The organism is Caminibacter sp. (assembly GCF_053999135.1).
Genome location: NZ_JBMXVQ010000016.1, coordinates 1 through 19,611, shown reverse-complemented (window position 1 = coordinate 19,611; position 19,611 = coordinate 1). Strand labels below are relative to the sequence as shown.

The window sequence follows — 19,611 nt, the reverse complement described above, 5'->3', positions numbered from 1 at the left end:
CTTCTTTCATCCTGCATCGATACGGTAATTCCTGTTGGAATATGGGTCATTCTGACGGCACTTTCGGTTTTATTTACGTGCTGACCTCCGGCACCTCCGGCTCTCATAACCTCTATTTTGATATCTTTCGGGTCGAGTTCGATATCCACGTCGTCAACTTCGGGCATAACGGCAACGGTTACGGCTGAGGTGTGAATTCTTCCCTGAGATTCGGTTGCCGGGATTCTTTGAACTCTGTGAGTTCCCCCTTCGTATTTGAGGCGGCTATAAGCACCATCCCCTTTTATAAGAAGTATTATTTCTTTAAAACCTCCGATATCGTTTTTGCTTTCGCTTACTATTTCGACTTTCCATCCCTTGTTATCGGCGTATCTTAAATATGCTCTCATTAAATCCCCTACAAACAGCGCAGCTTCGTCTCCTCCCGTTCCCGCTCTTATTTCGAGGAATATGTTTTTATCGTCGTTAGGGTCTTTTGGCAGGAGCAGCAGTTTTATCTCTTCTTCAAGTTTTGGCAGTTTTTCTTCTATTTCTTTAATTTCTTCTTTTGCAAGTTCGGACATTTCAGGGTCTTCAAGCATAGCTTTTGCTTCTTCAAGAGCGTTTACCGTTTTTTCGTATTCTTTTGCCTTGTTTACTATATCTTCTAACTGTCTGGCTTCACGTGAGAGTTTTGTCATCTGTTTTATGTCTTTTGTTATTTCGGGAGATGAAAGTTTTTCGTTTATTTCATTATATTTTTCTACAAAAGGTTTTAATTTTTCAAGAAGCATGGTTTTCCTTTAGGAAATAAAGTTTAAGGAGGGGAAAAGGGAAAAATTAAGCGTTTTCAGCTTGCGGTTCGATAGATTTTACAAGATGGTGAAGTCTTGAAATTTTTCTTCTTGCCGTATTTTTCTTTAAAATTCCTTTATTAATATAGCTTTGGAATTTTTTGTTTGCCACTTTCCAATAGTTGTAAGCTTTTTCATAATCACCTTCGGCTACCGCTTTTTCTACGTTTTTAGTTATTGTTTTGATTCTTGTTCTATAGTATCTGTTTCTTTCAGTTCTTTTTTTTGTTTGTCTGATTCTTTTTTCAGCTGACTTTGTATTTGCCATTTAGTTCCTTTTTTTGAAGCGTATTTTATAAAAATTTGATAAAATTTGCAAATAATTATTTCATTTTCGTAAGGAAATAAAAAGGATAAAGCATGAAACTTTTCGGAACAGACGGTGTAAGGGGGAAAGCCGGAGAAGTGATAACCCCTTTTTTGGCTATGAAACTTGCAATGGCTTTTGGAGATACCATTCCTAAAAAAACGAAAAAAATTCTTGTAGGTAAAGATACCAGAAGAAGCGGGTATATGATAGAAAATGCAATAGTCAGCGGCCTTACGGCGATTGGTTACGACGTTATCCAAATAGGGCCTATGCCAACTCCCGCGGTTGCTTTTTTAACGGAGGATATGAGATGTGACGGGGGGATTATGATAAGCGCTTCTCATAATCCTTATTATGACAACGGAATAAAATTTTTTGACAGCGAGGGGAATAAATTTTCAAAAGAGGTGGAAGAAGAGATTGAAAAAAGGTATTTTGAGAATAATTTTCATCTTAAAACCCAAAAAGAGATAGGAAAAAGTAAAAGAATAGACGACGTTATCGGAAGATATATAGTTCATATAAAATCTTCTTTTCCAAAACACCTTAATCTAAACGGTATAAGAGTTGTGGTTGATGCAGCCAACGGTGCGGCTTATAAAGTCGCTCCTACTATTTTTAACGAATTAGGAGCCGATGTAATTACAATTAATGATGAACCAGACGGATTTAATATCAATCAAAACGCAGGGGCTATGCACCCGGAGGTGTTGGCTCAGAAAGTAAAAGAATACAGGGCCGATATCGGTTTTGCCCTTGACGGGGATGCGGACAGGCTGGTTGTTGTCGATGAAAGGGGAGAGATAGTTGACGGGGATAAACTTTTAGGAGCCCTTGCTTATTACCTTCATAAAAAAGGAAAACTTAAAAACGCCGGAATTGCAGTAACGGTTATGAGTAACGGAGCGCTTGAAGAGTTTTTGAAAAAATACGGAATTAAAGTTTTTAGAAGCGCTGTGGGGGATAAATACGTTCTTGAGGTTATGAAAAAAGAGGGTCTGAATTTCGGAGGAGAACAGTCCGGACATATAATTTTCAGCGATTACGCAAAAACGGGTGACGGACTTGTAAGCGCCCTTCAGGCAGTTGCATATATGATAGAAAGCGGAAAAAAAGCTAGTGAGGCTTTTAATCTTTTTGAACTTTATCCTCAGGTTCAGACCAATATAAACGTAAGCGAAAAAATACCTTTTGAAAAGATAGAAGGCGCCGATGAGATGTTAAAATCCGTCGAAAACGAAGGTTACAGACATCTTGTAAGATATTCAGGTACGGAAAACAAGCTGAGGCTGCTTATAGAGGGCGAAAGTGAAACAAAAGCAAAAGAGCTTCTTGAGATGTTAAAGCAGTTTTTTAAAAGCAGACTTTCTTAATAACGGAAAATGAAAAATGGAAAAACGAAAATTAATTAAGTTTTTTATTGCTTTTGTTTTAATTTTTTTAATTGACCAGGGTATAAAATATCTTTTTTTAAACGGATTTGAGTGGCAGGGAAAATGTATTTCTTTGGTGTTGACTTTTAATAAAGGGGTTGCTTTTTCCATGTTCGAGTTTTTGGGCGAATATCTTAAATATTTGCAGCTTTTGCTTATAGCCGCACTTGTTTATCTTTTTTATAAAGAAAACATATTAAAAACCCATCCCGTAGTTTCGGGAATTTTATTCGGAGCTGCAGTGTCTAACCTTTTAGACCGGTTTTTAAGAAAAGGGGTGGTTGATTATGTATACTGGCACTGCGGGTTTGATTTTGCCATTTTTAATTTTGCCGATGTAATGATAGATTTGTCTATAGCCCTGTTTGCATATTTTTATTTTTTTGGTAAAATTTCGAAAAAGGTCGCATAGCTCAGTTGGTAGAGCACTACCCCGACACGGTAGGGGTCGCTGGTTCGAGTCCAGCTGCGACCACCACTGCACAATCTTCTTTTAAATTCCTAATATTTGATTTTACTTCCCGTTGACATCAAGGCTGTTTTATGCTGAAAACATGTAAATAACGAAAAAGTAAAAATGTGACAGCGTTGCGGATTTTAACGAAAATTTTGCCCTAAAAAAAGTGCGTCTACCCGTTCGCACTTTTTAGCAGAATTTGAGTGGTGCGTAAGCAAAAAGGAGCACGAAGCTGTCATATTTTTATCTTTGTAGTTTAGCATGAAATAACCCTGCTTCCCGTTGACATTAAAATAAAATTAAGTTAAAATTCAAGCAAAAAAGGAGATTACAATAAAGAGGGATAACATTGAATAACCGCTTCTTTAATAACTTCTTATATACTTCTAAAATCATTTTAATTCAAAAGGAACTTAATGAGTGATATAATCGGATACAAGATTGGCGATAATATTGTCGATTTGCAGACAATAGAAGCCAAAAATATCGATATAAGCGGGGCAACTCCCATATATTTTGAAGACAGTGAAGACGCACTTGAAATTATCCGCCATTCGGCTGCCCATTTAATGGCTCAGGCTATAAAAGAGCTTTATCCGGAAGCTAAATTTTACGTGGGGCCTACGATTGAAAACGGCTTTTATTACGATTTAAAAACTAATACGCCTATCAGTGATAAAGATTTAAAAAACATCGAAAAGAAAATGAAAGCCCTTGCTAAGAAAAAATATGATATTACAAGATATGAAATAAGCAAAGAAGAAGCCAGGGAAAAGTTTAAAGAAGACGAGCTTAAACAGGCTGTTTTGGATATGATACCGGGTGATACCGTATCTATATACAAACAGGGGGAATTTGAGGATTTGTGTAGAGGACCTCATGTGCCTAATACAAAATATCTTCAAAACGTAAAACTTCAAAAAGTTGCTGGTGCTTATCTTGGGGGTGATTCCAAAAACGAAATGCTTACAAGAATTTACGGTACCGCTTTTGCCACAAAAGACGCACTTCAAAAATACCTTAAAATGCTTGAAGAAGCTTTGAAAAGAGATCACAGAAAACTAGGACGTGAACTTGAACTTTGGCTTTTTGAAGAGGATGTGGCTCCGGGAATGCCGATATGGCTGCCAAAAGGGGCGATGCTAAGAAGTAATCTTGAAAAACTTCTTTTTTCTGCCCACATTAGAAGATATTACGAGCCGGTAAGGGGACCTGAACTTTTAAAAAGCGAAATGTGGAAAATTTCCGGACATTATTATAATTATAAGGAAAACATGTATTTCACGGAAATAGAACACGATGAGGAAAACAGACCGGCTGAAGAGTATGGTATAAAACCGATGAACTGCTTAGCTCATGTTAAAATCTTCGGATATAAAACAAGAAGCTATAAAGAATTGCCTCTTAGATTTTTTGAATTCGGGACCGTTCACAGACATGAAAAAAGCGGTGTTTTACATGGGCTTTTAAGAGTTAGGGAATTTACCCAAGATGATGCGCATATTTTCTGTAGACCCGACCAGATTGAGGAAGAAGTTATAAAAGTACTTGATTTTGTTGATTCGATTATGCAGAGGTTTGGGTTTGAATATGAAATGGAAATTTCGACAAGACCGGAAAAATCCATAGGAAGCGATGAAATCTGGGAAAAAGCCACTTATGCTTTAAAAGAAGCGCTTAATAAACTTGGAAGAGAGTACGGGGTTGATGAAGGCGGTGGAGCGTTTTACGGACCTAAAATAGATATAAAAATTACCGATGCAATCGGTAGAAAATGGCAGTGCGGGACTATTCAGATAGATTTTAACCTTCCTGAGAGATTTGACATAAGTTATGTGGACGAAAACAACGAAAGAAAACGCCCTGTTATGATTCACAGAGCGATTATTGGAAGTTTTGAAAGATTTATAGCTATTCTTACAGAGCATTACGCAGGGGAGTTTCCGACATTTATAGCACCTGTAAAAGCGATTTTTGTTCCTATTGGGGAAAAACATATAGAATATGCTAAAGAAATTCAAAAAGAGCTTTTAGAAGACGATATTAAAACTGAAGTATTTGCCGGTAATGATTCTCTTAATAAAAGAATCAGAAACGCCGAAAAACAAAAAGTCGGTTATGTGGTAATTGTTGGTGATGAAGAAGTTGAAACTGAAACTGTTGCTATTCGAGATAGAAAAAAAAGAGAACAATATAAAATGAAAAAAGGAGAGTTTGTGGAAATGATTAAAAACTTAAGCGAGGTAAAACTATGAGTAAAAAAGAAGATAAAACATTAATAAATGAAGAGATTATTGATTTTACAGACAGAGTAAGACTGGTTGACGGAGAAGGGGAGCCAAAAATTGTTGATTCCCAAAAAGCCCTTGAAATAGCTTATAATAAAGGGCTTGATTTGGTTCTTGTAGCGCCTCAGGCAAATCCTCCGGTTGCTAAAGTTATGGATTACGGAAAATATAAATACGAACAGGAAAGAAAGAAAAAAGAGGCTAAGAAAAAACAGGTTAAGATAGAAGTTAAAGAGATTAAATTTACTTCAAAAATACAGGATAACGATATAAACTATAAAGTAAAACACGCAAGGGAATTTCTTGAAAAAGGAAAGCATGTTAAACTTAGAGTCTTTTTAAGAGGAAGGGAACTTGCCACTCCTGAAAAAGGATTTGAGGTTATTAACAGGGTTTGGGAAATGTTAAAAGATGTTGCGGAAAAGCAAAACGAGCCTAAACTTGAAGGGAACTATATTAACCTATTGGTAACACCGCCTAAAAAGAAGAAAAAATAATTTCTTTTTAGGTTTTTTTATATTTAATGAAAAGTGTCTGAGAAAAAATGTTTTAAATAAAAAAAGAAGAAAAAGAGAGGTTATTTACTGATTTGCTGGATTGCTTTTTCTTTAAACTCTTTGAGTTTTTGAAGAAGTTCTTTAAACAGACTTTCTGTTTTGTGATTTGCTTTAATCTCTTTTTCAAGGTTTTTAATTGCTTTTTCAAGCATTTTGTAAGTAGTGTCGCTTTTGCTTGTATATCCTAAAACTTCTCCGAGTTTAAGTTGATATTTTGCTTCTTCAAGATATTTTATAGCCTGTTTTTTATCTTTTTTAACAATTTTTGAAGCTTCAGTTATAAGCGCTTCGGCTTTTACGATAGGAATTGGAATAATTGTATCTATTTCAACCAAAGTCGATAACGCCATTGCAAGCACGTCTTGGGCTTCTTTTACTTTGCCTTCGTTTAAGTATCTAACTGCAAGCTGTAAAGCCGCAGGATATGTCGCTAAAGGCAGATTAACCGTTTTAATTACGATTTCATCTCTTAAAGTGTTTAAAAGAGCTCTTGCTTCAGGCAGTTTGTTTTCTGCTACTAAAAGTTTTGCTTTAGATACCATTTTTGCCACATCTTTTAATTCGCCTTTAAATTCATATGCTTCCATTTGAATATCAATTGGTAAAAGATAAGGCGCATTTGGAGAATTAAGTACGATAGCAAGTTGACCTATCGCGTTTTTCAACGCTTCTTTTGCTTTATCTATTTTTTTTGAATTTAAATAGATTAAAGCATCCTGAGTATACTGAATAGCTCTTATTGCTTCTTTTATAAGCTTTGTATCGTTTTGAGCTTTTTGTTCCGCTTTTGTAACTGCGTTTTTGCTTACCTGGTTTGTTTTGTTGTCCGCCGCAAAAGCTGTGCTTGTTAAAACAGCCGCTGCTAATGCAGATGTTAGTAGTTTTTTCATATGTCCCTCCTTAGAATTTTTAAGTTGTCGTATTATATAAAATTTAGTTGTATTATGTCAAGTTTTTTAATAAGACTGATTTAAAAATTAATCTTATTTTAAGATTTGGATTGTGTTATAATTACGGCAAAAAAGGCCGTTAATGCAAGATAAAATAAGAAACTTTTCCATCATAGCCCATATCGACCATGGAAAATCGACTTTAGCCGACAGGCTTATAGAGTTTTGCGGTGGTATTAGTGAAAGGGAAAAGGAAGACCAGCTTCTTGATACCATGGATATTGAAAAAGAAAGAGGAATTACCATTAAAGCCCAAAGCGTAAGGCTTGAATATAAAGGGCATATTCTAAATCTTATTGATACGCCAGGACATGTAGATTTTTCTCATGAAGTCAGCAAATCGTTAAAATCGAGCGAAGGTGCGCTTTTGGTGGTTGACGCAAGTCAGGGGGTGGAAGCCCAGACGTTAGCCAATGTTTATATGGCGATTGAAAACGACCTTGAAATAATTCCGGTAATTAATAAAATAGACCTTCCAAGCGCCGAGCCTGAAAGGGTTGCCGAAGAAATTGAGCAGACAATAGGAATTGACGCTAGCGAAGCGATAATGGTAAGTGCAAAAACGGGGCAGGGTATAGAAGAACTTCTTGATGCCATAATCGAGAGAATTCCTGCTCCTCAGGGCAACCCGGAGGCTCCTACCAAAGCGCTGATTTATGACAGCTGGTTTGATAATTATCTTGGGGCCGTATGTCTTGTGAGGGTATTTGACGGAAGCATTAAAAAAGGCGAGGAAGCGCTTGTTATGGGTACGGGCAAAAAGCATAAGATTTTAGACCTTTATTACCCTCATCCTTTAAGAAAACTAAAAACGGATGAAATCAAAACCGGTGAAATCGGCGTGGTTGTTATGGGACTTAAAAACGTGGCCGATATCAGAGTGGGAGATACGATTACCATGGCGAAAAATCCGGCAGGCGAGCCTGTTGAAGAGATGAGCGAAGCTAAAAGTTTCGTTTTTGCCGGAATTTATCCTATAGATACGGATAAATACGATGATTTAAGGGATGCTCTTGAAAAGCTTAAATTAAACGATGATTCCATTACTTTTGAGCCCGAAACATCCCAGGCTTTGGGATTTGGATTTAGAGTCGGGTTTCTTGGAATGCTTCATATGGAAGTTATTAAAGAAAGGCTAGAGAGAGAATTTGGGATAGAGCTTATCGCCACGGCACCAAGCGTTACATATAAAGTAAAGCTTACCGACGGAAGTGAAATAGAAATAAGCAATCCGAGCGAACTTCCGCCTCCGAATAAAATAGACAAAATTTATGAGCCTTATGTAAAAGCCACTATTTTAACACCGGCTGAGTATGTGGGGAACTTAATTCAGTTTTTAAATGAAAAAAGGGGAATCCAGCTGAAAATGGAATATCTCTCCCCTGAGAGGGTATTGCTTGAATATGAAATTCCTTTAAATGAAATCGTAACCGATTTTTACGATAAACTAAAAACGCTTACAAAAGGATATGCCAGTTTTGATTACGAGCCTGTTGGATATAAAGAAGGTGATTTGGTGAAGATGGACATAAGGGTTGCCGGAGAGCCTGTGGATGCTTTGAGTATTATTGTCCCTAAAGACAAAGCCGAGAAAAAGGGAAGGGAACTTATTAAAGTTATGAAAGAACTTATCCCAAGACAGCTTTTTGAAGTGGCTATTCAGGCAAGTATCGGAAACAAAATTATCGCCCGTGAGACGGTAAAAGCCCTAAGAAAAGACGTAACGGCAAAATGTTACGGAGGAGATATAAGCAGGAAAAGAAAACTTCTTGAAAAACAGAAAAAAGGTAAAAAAAGAATGAAAGCAATAGGAAAGGTAAATATTCCTCAAGAAGCGTTTTTAAGTGTATTAAAGATTGACTGATGAATATTTTATATATTGCGGCTACGATAATCACTGTTATAGGTCTTAAATTTCTTTCCCCTTTTTTAATTTATTTAATTCTTTCTATATTTTTAACCATTTTAATTTATCCCCTTGTGGCGTTTTTTGAAAAAAGAGGAATGCCGATTTTTGTAGGATATACATTTTCAGCTTTACTGGTTGTATTTATTTTCGGGGCTATGTTTATGGTTATAAATTCTTCTTTAAAGGAATTTTTGCAAAACGCTTCTTTTTATCAGGATAAATTTTCAACGGCTGTTACGCAAATAAACGGATATCTGGAAAATTTTGATATGAGAATAGATTCTTCTATGTTAAACGCCGTTAATATAGTGCCTTTAATAAAAACGTTTTTGGCAAAAGCCGGAAATTTAATAAAGGGTTTTTTGATTGTATTTATAGGGGTTTCTTTTATGATATTCGAATCTAAAAATTTCGGTAAAAAAATTTCTTTAATTGCCGAAAATAAAGATACATTAACGTTGTTTTTTAAAAATACCCAAAAATACTTTGTTATCAAAACCTTTACTTCCGCTTTGACAGGTTTACTCGTGGCGCTTATGCTTTTGTATTTTAAAGTGCCTTATGCGTGGCTTTTAGGGATAACGGCTTTTATATTCAATTTTATTCCCGTAGTTGGGTCTATTGTGGCTGCAATTCCAGGAATTTTAATTTCATTTGTTATTTATGATTTAAACGTTGCCGTTTATGTAACAATAGGATATATAATTATAAATAATGTGGTTTCAAATATAATAGAGCCAAAACTTATGGGAGAGGGGCTTGATTTGTCTCCGGCAGTCGTATTTTTTTCTCTTCTTTTATGGGGATGGGTTTTTGGCATTGTAGGGACGTTTTTAGCCGTTCCTCTTACCATGACGCTCAAACTGGCTTTAATAAGTTATGAAAGAACGAAATGGATTGGAATGTTGCTTTCTAAGTAATTTAGGTTCCTGATAAAGAAAATAAAAGAAATATTTTGAAAAATAGAAAATAAGGACATAAAATGCCAAACATTGAAGAAAGTAAAAAGTTCGAAAAAGATTATTCAGATGACAGTTTTTGGGATAAAGTAAAAAACTTTGCAAAAAAAGCGGGGTGTGAGGTTTTAGAAAAGGCTCTCACACTTTACTATACTGCAAAAGATGAAGATACTCCGGCACATGTAAAAGCTGTAATTTTTGCAGCACTTGGATATTTTATTTCTCCTCTTGACGCTATACCTGATGTTACGCCGATTGTAGGTTTCAGTGATGACTTAGGCGTATTGGTTGCTACGATTGCCATGGTTGTAAGCAGTATAAAAGAAGAGCACAAAATAAAAGCAAAAGAAAAACTCTCACAATTTTTGGATTGTGAATAATGCAAAACCTGTTAATCCTATGTTATAATTCTATAAAGCCATCAGGAGTGAGTTATGAGAATATTTATAATATTTATACTGCTACTTACAGCAAATGCAAATACTACGAATGAAGAAATACTAAAAAAACTAAATAAAATTGAACATAATCAAGAATTGATTAAACAGGAAATGAAGTTGCGCTTTGAAGGTATCGATAGACGTTTTGAAGCTATTGATAAGCGTTTTGAATCTATTGATAAACGTTTTGAAGATATGAACAAACGCTTTGAAACCCTTACTAATTTCATATTGGCGCTGACGACGGGAATATTTGGACTTATCGGATTTATGATGTGGGATAGAAGAACAGTTGCTGAAAAAGCAAGAAGGGAAATGGAAAAATCGGATTTATTTAACAAAAAAGCCGATATAGAATATGTAAATAACCTGGTAAAAGCTATAAATGAGCTACTGGCAAAAGACGAAACAGCAAGAGATATTTTTAAAAAATACGGGATTATTTAAATAATCCTAAAGCCGAGAGTAAAAAAGTAACCGAAAGGGATAAGAACTGAAAGAAATAAAAGGAGTCAGGGATTGAAAAATTTACTTTAAGGTTCAAATTCTAAGTTTTAAAAAGCAGATTGTAAATCTAAAAAAAGTCTATTCAATAGATACAGGGCTTTGAAAAAGAGCAGGGTTGTTTTATGCTAAACTACAAAGATAAAATATAACAGCTTCGTGCTCCTTTTTGCTTATGCACCACTCAAATTTTGCTAAAAAGTGCGAACGGGTAGACGCACTTAATTTAGGGCAAAATTTTCGTTAAAATCCGCAACTTTGTCTTTTTTTACTTTTTCGTTACTCGAATTTTTTCAGCGTGAAACAGCCCTGGACTTTTGGGTTAAAATACTTGGTATAACGAGTGATTTTGATATAATATTACTCACCACACCAAAAGGATCATAGTGAATAGAGAAGAAATAATAGAAATTTTAAATGAATGGAATTTTTGGAACAAAGATTTACCTGATACTTTAAAAAGAAAAAGTTACGAAAACGAAATAGAAAAAAAGTATAAAACACAAGAGGTTATATTTTTAAAAGGTGTAAGAAGAAGCGGGAAATCTACAATTTTAATCAATCATATTAAAAATTTGCTGAGTTATGGCGTAAAAAAAGAAGAGATACTTTTTGTCAATTTAGAAGATCCGAGATTTGCTCCTTTTTTAGATTTGTCGCTTTTAGAAAAAATCAAAGAAGCTTATATTTATTATCTTAAACCTCAAAACAAACCTCATATTTTTTTAGATGAAATACAAAATATTGAGGGGTTTGAAAAATGGCTAAATAAAGAGTATGAATTAAAAAGCAGTTTTTTATACGCAACAGGTTCAAATTCTAAGCTGTTAAGCAAGGAAATAAGTTCGGTTCTAAGTGGCAGATATTTAGATGTTTTAGTTTATCCTTTAAGTTTTAGGGAATTTTTGCAATTTAAAGGTTTAAATATAAAAAATGAATTTGAATATATTTCAAACAGGCTTGAGATTGAGAGATATTTTGAAGAGTTTATGGAGTTTGGAGGATTTCCAAAAGTAGTTCTTACAGAAGACGAAGAGTTGAAAAAGGCGGAGTTAAAAAGTTATTTTGATTCAATTTTACTTAGGGATATTGTGGCAAGATATAAGCTTGATAATTTTTTAAAACTTGAACAACTTTCAGTCTTTTTACTCTCAAACATTTCAAATTTAGTATCTAACAATAAACTTAAAAATATCTTAAACATCTCATATGAAACGATAGAAAAATACATGGAATATTTACAAAACGCGTTTTTAATATATACGGTAAAAAAATTTGACTGGTCTTTAAAAAAGCAGATTGTAAATCTAAAAAAGGTCTATTCAATAGATACAGGGCTTTCAAAAAGAGTATCTTTTGAAGTAGGCAGAAAAAAAGGTGATTTGCTTGAAAATATTGTATTTTTGGAGCTTAAAAGAAGATTTGAAAATATTTACTACTATAAAACTAAAGATAATTATGAGGTTGATTTTTTGATTAAAGAGAATGAAAAAATAACTCATTTGATTCAGGTAAGTTTGACTTTAAATGACGAAAAGACCCTAAAAAGAGAAATTAGAGCGCTTCAAAAAGCAAAAGAAGAACTAAAAACCGATGCCAAACTCATACTTTTAACTCTTGATAATCCACAAATTGAAAATAATGATGTAGAAATTATTAACGTGATAAAATGGTTGTTGTTTGTATAATACCCCAATAGGAATGAAAAATCAAATCTTAAAAACAAAGATCAAAGATTTAGAAGATAAAAATGCCAAACTTAAAGTTGAAAGGGATTATGAAGAAATGGGGGATAATGAATTAAACAAAAATAAATCAAAATCAACTAATAATAATTTTGTTAAAATACAAATAAAAAAGAAAGAAAATGACGGAAAAAGAAAAACAAAAAGCACTGAAATTAGTTGAAAATTTAAAAGATTCTTTCAAAGAAGAAGAAGTAGAGAGTTTTTTTGAAAAATTCAAAAACTTAAGTTTCATAAATGATATGAAACTGCTTTTTGAAATGATTACGGATAAAAAATATTCACTTTCAGCTGCAACTTACGCAACAATAGCAGGTGTGCTTGCATATGTTGTCCTGCCTTTTGACGTAATCCCCGATTTTTTATCGGGGATAGGATTTATAGACGATGCATTTGTAATTTCATTTGTAATAAAACAGTTAAAAGACGAAATAGAAAATTACAAGAGATTTAAAAATGCAAAAAAATATTGAAAAATTATATTTTAAATTTTTGTTCAGTGATAGTGTGAAAGTCAAGGAAGCGGCTAAAGAATTAAACGTTACAATCAGGAGTATTCAAAACTATATCAAAACACTTCAAAAATATTATGAAATAGAAAAAGTTAAAAAAGGAGAATACAAACTAAGAGAAAAACCATCAATTTTAGAAAATGAGCTTTTTGAGCTTTTTAAAGAGTTTGTTTTTTCGGTTAATCTTCATATTTTTAAAAAATATGAGAATGAAATAAAAAAAATTTTCTTTAAAGAAAACAAAAATATAGTATCAAATTTAAAAATTGAAAGTTTTGATATTTTAAGCTTAAAAGCTTATCTTTATTTTATAAAAGAAAATATTTCTCTAAATATTGAATATAAAAGCAAAAGCTATACAATTCATCCCTTGAAAATAGGAAACTTTGATTTAAGATGGTATCTTTTCGGATATGATTTAAAAGAAGAAAAAATCAAAACTTTTCATATAAACTCCATTTCTTCTTTTACTTCTTTAAATGACAATCTCCTAAATAAACAAATCAATATAAATTTTGATTCTAAATATTTCAACCATAATAAAAAAAGTACGGTTATAAAAGTAAAAAAAGAATTTAAAAACTATTTCGAAAAAGAAAAATTTGAATTCGAATATTATCATATAAAAGAGCTTGTGGAGTTTCTTAAAAAACACCTCACAATGATTGAGCTTGAAGATAAGCATTTAAAAGACAAAATTAAAAATATTTTGCTAAAAGAGATTGAAACTTTATAAATTTGTTATAATTTTATAAAAACGGAGAAGAAAATGACTCAAACTATTGAAAATCCAACAATTATTCTGCCAAAAGAGTCTGATAAATTAATAAAAGAATCTTTTAAAAAAAAGAAATCAAAAAAGCGTGTAAATAATAAGAAAACAATAAAACATCATAACTTAAACTGGTTAAATGAGATATAAACTTTTTCCACTCTCAGAACTGCTCAATTTTACTTCTAAATCTCAAATCAAAAAACTTCTAAAAACTTTTCATTGTGATAAAAATAAGGATTTAGAGTCTTTTTTACACAATAAAGCTGTTTTATTTGAAGAAAAGGGAAGAAGCAGGACGTATCTGTATGTTGATACAAACACCAAAGAAACGGTTGCATATTTTACCATATCAATATCCTCTCTTTATGTAGAAGAGTTTTCAAAAGAAACAATAACGATTTTATACGGACAAGAAAATATTAAATTGAAATGCCTTCCATGTTATTTGATAGGTCAGTTGGGAAAAAGTGATACTTGTGATAAAAAAATAGGAAAAATATTATTAAAACAGGCATTAAAAACAATTATTAAAGGTTATTATCTCTTTAACGGGAGATTTGTTTTATTAGATGCAATTAATAATGAAAAAATTATTAGCTTTTATGAAGAAAACGGTTTTATACCTATCGAAAATTTAGATGAAAATAAAGAAGTTGTTAACAATGATATACTGGTTAATTTAAATACGAAAACCAATTTCGTTTTTTTTGTGTTAAAATTGTTTTAAAAAAGGTTTGAAAATGCCAATAGGAAAATACTACAAATACAAATGCAAAAAATGCGGCTACACTTTTACTAAATATCAATCAGACGTGTTTATGCCCGTAAGTTGTCCTAAATGCGGCGGTAAGGTTGAAATTGTTTCATCAAGTATGATTAGAAATCCGTTAGAAGAAGTTATTGATATGGTTAAGAATGTTTTTAAAAAATAAGGAGAGAAAATGGGATTATTTGACGAAATCAAAAAAGTGGCACAAGAAAAAATAAACAATTATCTTCCAGCTGAGGGGATTGAGGAAGAAACTTTAAATAAATTAGTACCTTTAGCACCGAAATGGGTGCAAAATATTATTAAAAACAAAGAAGTTATAATTCCTGCCGAAATTATAGAAAACAAACTTAAAAACAAAGTTAAAAAAGTTAACATTACAAAAGATGGAATCTTAATTACGGCAAATAAACAAACCAAATTAATGAATATAGATGTTTCCTTTAAGATCATTATAACTTCAATCAATCTAAAAAGATTAAATCTAAAATTTTTAATCAGAGATATAAATATTGAAAAATCAAAAGATGCTAATTTAATTCAAAATATTTTAACTCCAATTTTAATTCCTTTAACCAAAATAATTATTGAAAGCATAATAAAAGAGAAAATATTAAATCTATCAGACAAAGATATTTTATTTAAAGAAAGTATCTTAGGAGAAAATTTAGAACTTGTTTGTGATTTTTCAAACGTTGAAAAAGCAAAATTAATAAAACAAAAATTGCCAATAGTTGAAAAATCTATGGCTGAATTTGTAGAAGTTAGCAGAATTGAACATTTAGACAATGGAGTGAAAATTAAATTTGATATTGTAAAGGAAAAATAATGGAAACTGTAACAGTGACAACTAAAGAAGACTTAGAAAAAGCTGTAGAGAAAGGGTATTCGGAAATAATAGTTAAAGCAATCCTATAATAAATAAAGGAGATAAAATGTGTTTAGTAGAATTAAAAGAAAAAATAATTAAGCTTTCCAATAATGAATTAAATGAAATAGTAGAAATTTTAGAAAAACTTTCTCATAAACCTTTTGTTGATGTAGTATTTGCTGGTAATATTTCTAATGGTAAAAGCACGGTTGTTAATAGTTTAATAAAACAAAATTTACTACCTTCAAGTGTAGGTAGTACGACTGCAAATCTTTTTTTGATAAAAAAAGGAGACAATAAAATTGTTACTTTTTTAAACAATGAGATTCAAGAATATGATTTAACATCGGAAAAATTAAAAGAATTAAATAATAAAAAATTTGACAAAATAGAAGTGCATTTAGATAACTTTCCTTATAAAAACGTTGTATTTATTGATACACCAGGAATTAATGACATCGATAAAGAAAAAGAATTAATAAGTTTAGAATATATACCTTTTGCGGATATTGTTGTATTTGTATTAGATATTTCAAAAGGGTTAACGAAAAGTGAAGAAGAGTTTTTTAATAATAAAATTTTAAAAAGTCATAAAGATAAAATATTTATTCTTTTAAATAAATTAGATACTATTGATGATGAAGGTTATATGCCTAAAGTACTGCAAGATTATCAAACATTCAAAATATCTGCTAAAAAATATTTAGCTGGAGTTATATTACAAGATGAAAATAAAATAAAAGAAAGTAATTTTTCAGAATTTAAAAATAGTTTTGAGAATTATTTAAATTCTTTAGATATAGTGAAACTTAAAAAAACAAGAACAAAAAAATTATTAGAAGATATAAATCAAATAGCAGAGTTTCAGATAAATGAAATAATGGAAAATTTAAAACTATCAAAAGAAGAATTACAAATAAAACTTGATAAATTAAAAAATGAATTAAATGAAAAAAAAGAAATTTTAAATAAAGCTTTTGAGGAAATAGATAAAAAAACCAATGAATTAAAAAATTTCATTGAAATAAGATTATCCGAATTAAAAGTTAATTTAAAAAAAGCTAGTATTAGAGAAGATATAATAATTGAGTTTGAGAACGCTCTTTTAGATATTAAGAAAAAAACAAATGATATATTTAAAACTATTATTAATGATTATGATATACAATTTGATATTTTAGATGAACTATTATTATTTATCAATTCAATAATTAATACTTTAAGTGAGTTTATTATCTCTAGTATAGATTTCGCTAAAGGAGTTATAAAAGAAGTCATAAAAGATGATGATAGTGATAAAGCAAAAGAAAAGGCAAAAAAATTTGAAGAAAAATTAAATAAAGTTGAATTTGGAACTAAAATAGTAAATAATGTATTTAGTACAACAAAAAGTATAAAACTAAACAAAACAATAAATGAAAATATTAATAATTTAAAAAATTCTATAATTAAAGAAATTGATAATATCTCAAAAGAGAAGAAAAGAGAAATTGAATTTAAAGAATTAGCTGAAATAAAATCTTCTATTTATGCAATAGAATCTTCTACAAAAAATATTTCTCATAAAAAAGAAGATATTGAAACTAAAATAAATTATCTTGAAAATGAAAAAGAAACAATTGAAAAAATTGTTAATCAATGCAAGGGGGAATTATGCTAGAAAAATTTGTAAAACAAAAAGAAGAATTAACAAATGAAGTAAATAAAATTTTAAATAAAAATATTGAAATTTTAAGAGGTAAATTTGAAGAATTAAAACAAAGAATTCAAAAAGAAACTATTACTATAGGTGTAATGGCCACAGTAAGTAATGGGAAAAGCACTTTTTTAAATGCATTAGTTTTTGAAAATCAGGTATTAGATGCAAAAAGTGGTGAGACAACTGCAACATTATTTGAAATAAAATATGGTAAAAAATATAAAATTAATGAAAAAGAATTAAATTCTTTAGAAGAACTAAAAAAAGAAATTCAAAACATAAATCGAGAATTACTTAAAAAATTAAAAGACGGAAGTGAATTTAAAACAATAATAGTTGAAATTCCTATCGAAAAATTAAAAAATATAGTATTACTTGATACACCAGGTTATGGAAGTATTAATGAAAATATAATGAAAAAAATTTTAATAGAAGCATCTAAAAAAAGTGATGCAATTGTATTAATTTTAGATATTTCACAAGGATTAAAACAAGAAGATAAAAAATTTTTAGAAGAAATAAAGGAAAACAATTTAATAGATAAAACATTTATTGTTTTAAATAAGATAGATGCTGTTATAAATGAGGATGATAAGGAATTAAAGTCTGAAGAAGAATTAAAAAAAGAAATTGAAGATGTCATTAATAAAACAAAAGAAGAAGTCAATAAAATTATATCTACAAATCATATATATGCTCTTTCAGCTAAAAAAGCATTGGTTGGTAAGTTAAAAAATAATAAAGAAAAATTAAAAGAAAGTAAATTTGAAAGTTTTGAGAGAATTTTCTGGGAAGAATCAATAAAATTAAAACAAAATAAATTTAAATATGAAATTAATTATTTTAATCGTTTAAAAAATGAATTTTGTAAAGAATTAAAATCTTTAATAAAAAATAGAATAGATAGATATGGGAATTTAAAAGATTTATTAAATGCTTGTCCCGACATAAAAATTGAAATGGAAATTGAAACTCTAAAAAATAAGCAAGAATTATTGTCACAAGCATTAAATTTTCAATTAGATAAAGAAAAAGATAAGAAGTTTAAAGAAAAAGTATTTGATACATTAAGAAGTGATTGAAGGTATAGATTAGATGATGTGGGATTTTTTGAATCTTTTAGCGAAGACAATTGGAATTATGCAATAAAAAGAGGTTTAGAAGACTTTGAAAAAGATTTCTCTAAAATTTTTGTTGAAGACTATTTTAAACCAATACTTTTTTTAATTCAAGATAATGTTTATAGAGCAAATGATATTATAAAGGAGATTAATATAATAATTGATGAACTGTCAAGATTAACAAGTAATGATTTAAAAAAATTTGATTTAATTGAACTTGATTTTAAAATTAATTCTAAAGGGGAGATTGAATATTCTTCAAAAGAATTTGTGAATTTATTAGAAGATTTAGGTTTTTCAGCGGCAGCTGGAGCTGCTGGATTTGGAGTGGGTATGGCTCTTGAGTTAATTGCAGGAAGACTTATTACTTTTTCTATACCTGTAATTGGTTGGATATTAGGAATTGCAGCTGCAGGATATACATTATATAAACAATCACAAAAAAGTGAAGAAATTTTAAGAATGGTAATCAATGAAATAAAACCTCAAATTTTAGAATTAATTAATGATAAACAAAATCAAATAAAAGATAATTTAATTGATGTATCAAAAGATGCAGTTCAAAGAAAAATAGGAGAAATTCAAAATACTATTAATGAAATGATTAAAGTATTAAAAGCAACAAAAGAAGAAAAAATAAAAATTCAGGAACAATTATCTAACATTAATAAAGAGATAGAAAATTTTGAAAAAATTTTTAAGGAAATATGTGAATAACCTGTTAATCCTATACAACCCGTATTATCAAAAAAACGTAATAAAAGAACATTTAGAAGTATTGCTTGAAAACGGGGAAGTGGCTTTCGGGAAATTAAAATCAAAACTCAAAAGCACTTCCCACCCGTTTGAGGAAAAACTGCAAGAACTCATTCAAAACGTTAACGAAGATAATTATCTTCAACTGTTTCTTACCGATTATTCAAGCATATATGTCGCAAAAGTTATAAAAGTTTCAACTAAGGATTTAAGCGCAAAAGCACCTGTGTATTATAAAAATTACGATGTTGAGGCGTGGTTTTTGATTGATGATATGTATGAAATTATAATAGATGATTTTGAAAGCGTGAGGGATAAAATACTTGCAAATTTCACTACTCCGAATTATGGTAACCACACTTTTGCCCTTTACGGTAACAATTATGCGTATCCTTTAATAATTGAGCAGAAAAACGAAATCGATTATTTTTTAGATGTTGAAGACAAACTGTATAAAAACATATATAAAAGCGAAGAATATCTGAAATACAAAAATATTTTGCAGGAATATGTGTTTGGTGATTTGATTTATAAAATGCATCCTAGAAGCCTTGATAATATAATTTCGGCAGAAATAGAGTATCAGCATTACAAAAAAGATTTGACATATGATTTTAACTCAATTGTTATAAAATATTCAAAAGTAATAGAACTTGAAATATATCTGTTTTTGAAAGAGCTTTTTAGGTTGATTTATGAAAATATTAAGGATATATCATATAC

General features: G+C 30.5%; 23 protein-coding genes and 1 tRNA gene. 21 read left to right on the top strand and 3 right to left on the bottom strand.

What is annotated here, in order from left to right:
- Together ACXJH6_RS00895 and rpsT are read right to left on the bottom strand one after the other, a co-directional pair.
- Window positions 1–773, bottom strand: a 773-nt coding sequence (locus ACXJH6_RS00895; RefSeq protein WP_456469880.1) for a peptide chain release factor 1, incomplete at its 3' end; no start/stop codon positions are given.
- 46 nt (window positions 774–819) lie between these two features.
- Window positions 820–1,101, bottom strand: a complete 282-nt coding sequence (rpsT, locus tag ACXJH6_RS00890; protein WP_456469879.1) for a 30S ribosomal protein S20 — start codon at window positions 1,099–1,101, stop codon at window positions 820–822.
- A 92-nt stretch (window positions 1,102–1,193) separates the two neighbouring features.
- Here rpsT and glmM point away from each other — a divergent pair, with 92 nt between their 5' ends.
- From glmM to infC, 5 genes are all read left to right on the top strand, one after another.
- Window positions 1,194–2,516 (top strand): phosphoglucosamine mutase, encoded by a 1,323-nt coding sequence (gene glmM, locus ACXJH6_RS00885; protein WP_456469878.1) that lies wholly within the window; start codon window positions 1,194–1,196, stop codon window positions 2,514–2,516.
- A gap of 16 nt (window positions 2,517–2,532) precedes the next feature.
- Entirely contained in the window at window positions 2,533–2,988 is a 456-nt protein-coding gene (gene lspA / locus ACXJH6_RS00880) for a signal peptidase II (RefSeq protein WP_456469877.1), read from the top strand.
- Window positions 2,979–3,054: transfer RNA gene (locus tag ACXJH6_RS00875), tRNA-Val, on the top strand. The genes lspA and ACXJH6_RS00875 overlap by 10 nt, the downstream gene beginning before the upstream one ends.
- A gap of 395 nt (window positions 3,055–3,449) precedes the next feature.
- Entirely contained in the window at window positions 3,450–5,288 is a 1,839-nt protein-coding gene (thrS, locus tag ACXJH6_RS00870; RefSeq protein ID WP_456469876.1) for a threonine--tRNA ligase, read from the top strand.
- A complete protein-coding gene (infC, locus tag ACXJH6_RS00865) occupies window positions 5,285–5,818 on the top strand; it encodes a translation initiation factor IF-3 (protein WP_456469875.1) in 534 nt (177 codons plus the stop codon). The genes thrS and infC overlap by 4 nt, the downstream gene beginning before the upstream one ends.
- An 80-nt stretch (window positions 5,819–5,898) precedes the next feature.
- On the opposite strand, the gene ACXJH6_RS00860 is transcribed toward infC, so the two are convergent.
- On the bottom strand, window positions 5,899–6,768 hold the full coding sequence (locus ACXJH6_RS00860; protein WP_456469874.1) for a YfdX family protein: 870 nt from the start codon (window positions 6,766–6,768) through the stop codon (window positions 5,899–5,901).
- Window positions 6,769–6,910: 142 nt separating this feature from the next.
- Here ACXJH6_RS00860 and lepA point away from each other — a divergent pair, with 142 nt between their 5' ends.
- The 16 genes from lepA to ACXJH6_RS00780 all read left to right on the top strand — a co-directional run.
- A complete protein-coding gene (gene lepA, locus ACXJH6_RS00855) occupies window positions 6,911–8,692 on the top strand; it encodes a translation elongation factor 4 (protein WP_456469873.1) in 1,782 nt (593 codons plus the stop codon).
- Window positions 8,692–9,657 carry an AI-2E family transporter gene (locus ACXJH6_RS00850; protein ID WP_456469872.1) on the top strand — a complete coding sequence of 322 codons (966 nt, stop codon included), beginning with the start codon at window positions 8,692–8,694 and terminating at the stop codon, window positions 9,655–9,657. The genes lepA and ACXJH6_RS00850 overlap by 1 nt, the downstream gene beginning before the upstream one ends.
- Window positions 9,658–9,719: 62 nt before the next feature.
- Window positions 9,720–10,076 carry a YkvA family protein gene (locus tag ACXJH6_RS00845; protein ID WP_456469871.1) on the top strand — a complete coding sequence of 119 codons (357 nt, stop codon included), beginning with the start codon at window positions 9,720–9,722 and terminating at the stop codon, window positions 10,074–10,076.
- Window positions 10,077–10,130: 54 nt separating this feature from the next.
- Entirely contained in the window at window positions 10,131–10,583 is a 453-nt protein-coding gene (locus ACXJH6_RS00840) for a hypothetical protein (protein WP_456469870.1), read from the top strand.
- A gap of 443 nt (window positions 10,584–11,026) precedes the next feature.
- Entirely contained in the window at window positions 11,027–12,328 is a 1,302-nt protein-coding gene (locus tag ACXJH6_RS00835; protein ID WP_456469869.1) for an ATP-binding protein, read from the top strand.
- Window positions 12,321–12,548, top strand: coding sequence for a hypothetical protein (locus tag ACXJH6_RS00830; protein ID WP_456469868.1), 228 nt, complete (start codon window positions 12,321–12,323; stop codon window positions 12,546–12,548). The genes ACXJH6_RS00835 and ACXJH6_RS00830 overlap by 8 nt, the downstream gene beginning before the upstream one ends.
- On the top strand, window positions 12,508–12,858 hold the full coding sequence (locus tag ACXJH6_RS00825; protein WP_456469867.1) for a YkvA family protein: 351 nt from the start codon (window positions 12,508–12,510) through the stop codon (window positions 12,856–12,858). Before ACXJH6_RS00830 ends, ACXJH6_RS00825 begins: the two co-directional genes overlap by 41 nt.
- Window positions 12,842–13,633, top strand: a complete 792-nt coding sequence (locus ACXJH6_RS00820) for a WYL domain-containing transcriptional regulator (protein ID WP_456469866.1) — start codon at window positions 12,842–12,844, stop codon at window positions 13,631–13,633. Before ACXJH6_RS00825 ends, ACXJH6_RS00820 begins: the two co-directional genes overlap by 17 nt.
- A 33-nt stretch (window positions 13,634–13,666) precedes the next feature.
- Complete coding sequence (locus ACXJH6_RS00815) at window positions 13,667–13,819, top strand: hypothetical protein (RefSeq protein ID WP_456469865.1); 153 nt, start codon at window positions 13,667–13,669, stop codon at window positions 13,817–13,819.
- Complete coding sequence (locus ACXJH6_RS00810; RefSeq protein WP_456469864.1) at window positions 13,809–14,399, top strand: hypothetical protein; 591 nt, start codon at window positions 13,809–13,811, stop codon at window positions 14,397–14,399. The genes ACXJH6_RS00815 and ACXJH6_RS00810 overlap by 11 nt, the downstream gene beginning before the upstream one ends.
- Before the next feature lie 13 nt (window positions 14,400–14,412).
- On the top strand, window positions 14,413–14,604 hold the full coding sequence (locus ACXJH6_RS00805) for an FmdB family zinc ribbon protein (RefSeq protein WP_456469863.1): 192 nt from the start codon (window positions 14,413–14,415) through the stop codon (window positions 14,602–14,604).
- Window positions 14,605–14,613: 9 nt separating this feature from the next.
- On the top strand, window positions 14,614–15,270 hold the full coding sequence (locus tag ACXJH6_RS00800; protein WP_456469862.1) for a hypothetical protein: 657 nt from the start codon (window positions 14,614–14,616) through the stop codon (window positions 15,268–15,270).
- A gap of 106 nt (window positions 15,271–15,376) precedes the next feature.
- A complete protein-coding gene (locus tag ACXJH6_RS00795; protein WP_456469861.1) occupies window positions 15,377–16,972 on the top strand; it encodes a dynamin family protein in 1,596 nt (531 codons plus the stop codon).
- A complete protein-coding gene (locus ACXJH6_RS00790) occupies window positions 16,966–18,093 on the top strand; it encodes a dynamin family protein (RefSeq protein WP_456469860.1) in 1,128 nt (375 codons plus the stop codon). The genes ACXJH6_RS00795 and ACXJH6_RS00790 overlap by 7 nt, the downstream gene beginning before the upstream one ends.
- A gap of 18 nt (window positions 18,094–18,111) precedes the next feature.
- The gene (locus ACXJH6_RS00785) at window positions 18,112–18,849 is read left to right on the top strand and encodes a hypothetical protein (RefSeq protein WP_456469859.1); all 738 of its coding nucleotides are present in this window, start codon (window positions 18,112–18,114) and stop codon (window positions 18,847–18,849) included.
- Window positions 18,842–19,611: HP0729 family protein (locus ACXJH6_RS00780; RefSeq protein ID WP_456469858.1), on the top strand; the 770-nt coding region annotated here is incomplete at its 3' end. The genes ACXJH6_RS00785 and ACXJH6_RS00780, both read left to right, overlap by 8 nt.

Coding starts and splice junctions, on each gene's coding strand:
- ACXJH6_RS00815 (WP_456469865.1), top strand. CDS start 13,667: ATGACTCAAACTATTGAAAATCCAACAATTATTCTGCCAAAAGAGTCT.
- lspA (WP_456469877.1), top strand. CDS start 2,533: ATGGAAAAACGAAAATTAATTAAGTTTTTTATTGCTTTTGTTTTAATT.
- infC (WP_456469875.1), top strand. CDS start 5,285: ATGAGTAAAAAAGAAGATAAAACATTAATAAATGAAGAGATTATTGAT.
- ACXJH6_RS00860 (WP_456469874.1), bottom strand. CDS start 6,768: ATGAAAAAACTACTAACATCTGCATTAGCAGCGGCTGTTTTAACAAGC.
- ACXJH6_RS00845 (WP_456469871.1), top strand. CDS start 9,720: ATGCCAAACATTGAAGAAAGTAAAAAGTTCGAAAAAGATTATTCAGAT.
- ACXJH6_RS00800 (WP_456469862.1), top strand. CDS start 14,614: ATGGGATTATTTGACGAAATCAAAAAAGTGGCACAAGAAAAAATAAAC.
- ACXJH6_RS00810 (WP_456469864.1), top strand. CDS start 13,809: ATGAGATATAAACTTTTTCCACTCTCAGAACTGCTCAATTTTACTTCT.
- rpsT (WP_456469879.1), bottom strand. CDS start 1,101: ATGGCAAATACAAAGTCAGCTGAAAAAAGAATCAGACAAACAAAAAAA.
- ACXJH6_RS00805 (WP_456469863.1), top strand. CDS start 14,413: ATGCCAATAGGAAAATACTACAAATACAAATGCAAAAAATGCGGCTAC.
- glmM (WP_456469878.1), top strand. CDS start 1,194: ATGAAACTTTTCGGAACAGACGGTGTAAGGGGGAAAGCCGGAGAAGTG.
- ACXJH6_RS00820 (WP_456469866.1), top strand. CDS start 12,842: ATGCAAAAAAATATTGAAAAATTATATTTTAAATTTTTGTTCAGTGAT.
- ACXJH6_RS00795 (WP_456469861.1), top strand. CDS start 15,377: ATGTGTTTAGTAGAATTAAAAGAAAAAATAATTAAGCTTTCCAATAAT.
- thrS (WP_456469876.1), top strand. CDS start 3,450: ATGAGTGATATAATCGGATACAAGATTGGCGATAATATTGTCGATTTG.
- lepA (WP_456469873.1), top strand. CDS start 6,911: ATGCAAGATAAAATAAGAAACTTTTCCATCATAGCCCATATCGACCAT.
- ACXJH6_RS00790 (WP_456469860.1), top strand. CDS start 16,966: ATGCTAGAAAAATTTGTAAAACAAAAAGAAGAATTAACAAATGAAGTA.
- ACXJH6_RS00850 (WP_456469872.1), top strand. CDS start 8,692: ATGAATATTTTATATATTGCGGCTACGATAATCACTGTTATAGGTCTT.
- ACXJH6_RS00840 (WP_456469870.1), top strand. CDS start 10,131: ATGAGAATATTTATAATATTTATACTGCTACTTACAGCAAATGCAAAT.
- ACXJH6_RS00825 (WP_456469867.1), top strand. CDS start 12,508: ATGACGGAAAAAGAAAAACAAAAAGCACTGAAATTAGTTGAAAATTTA.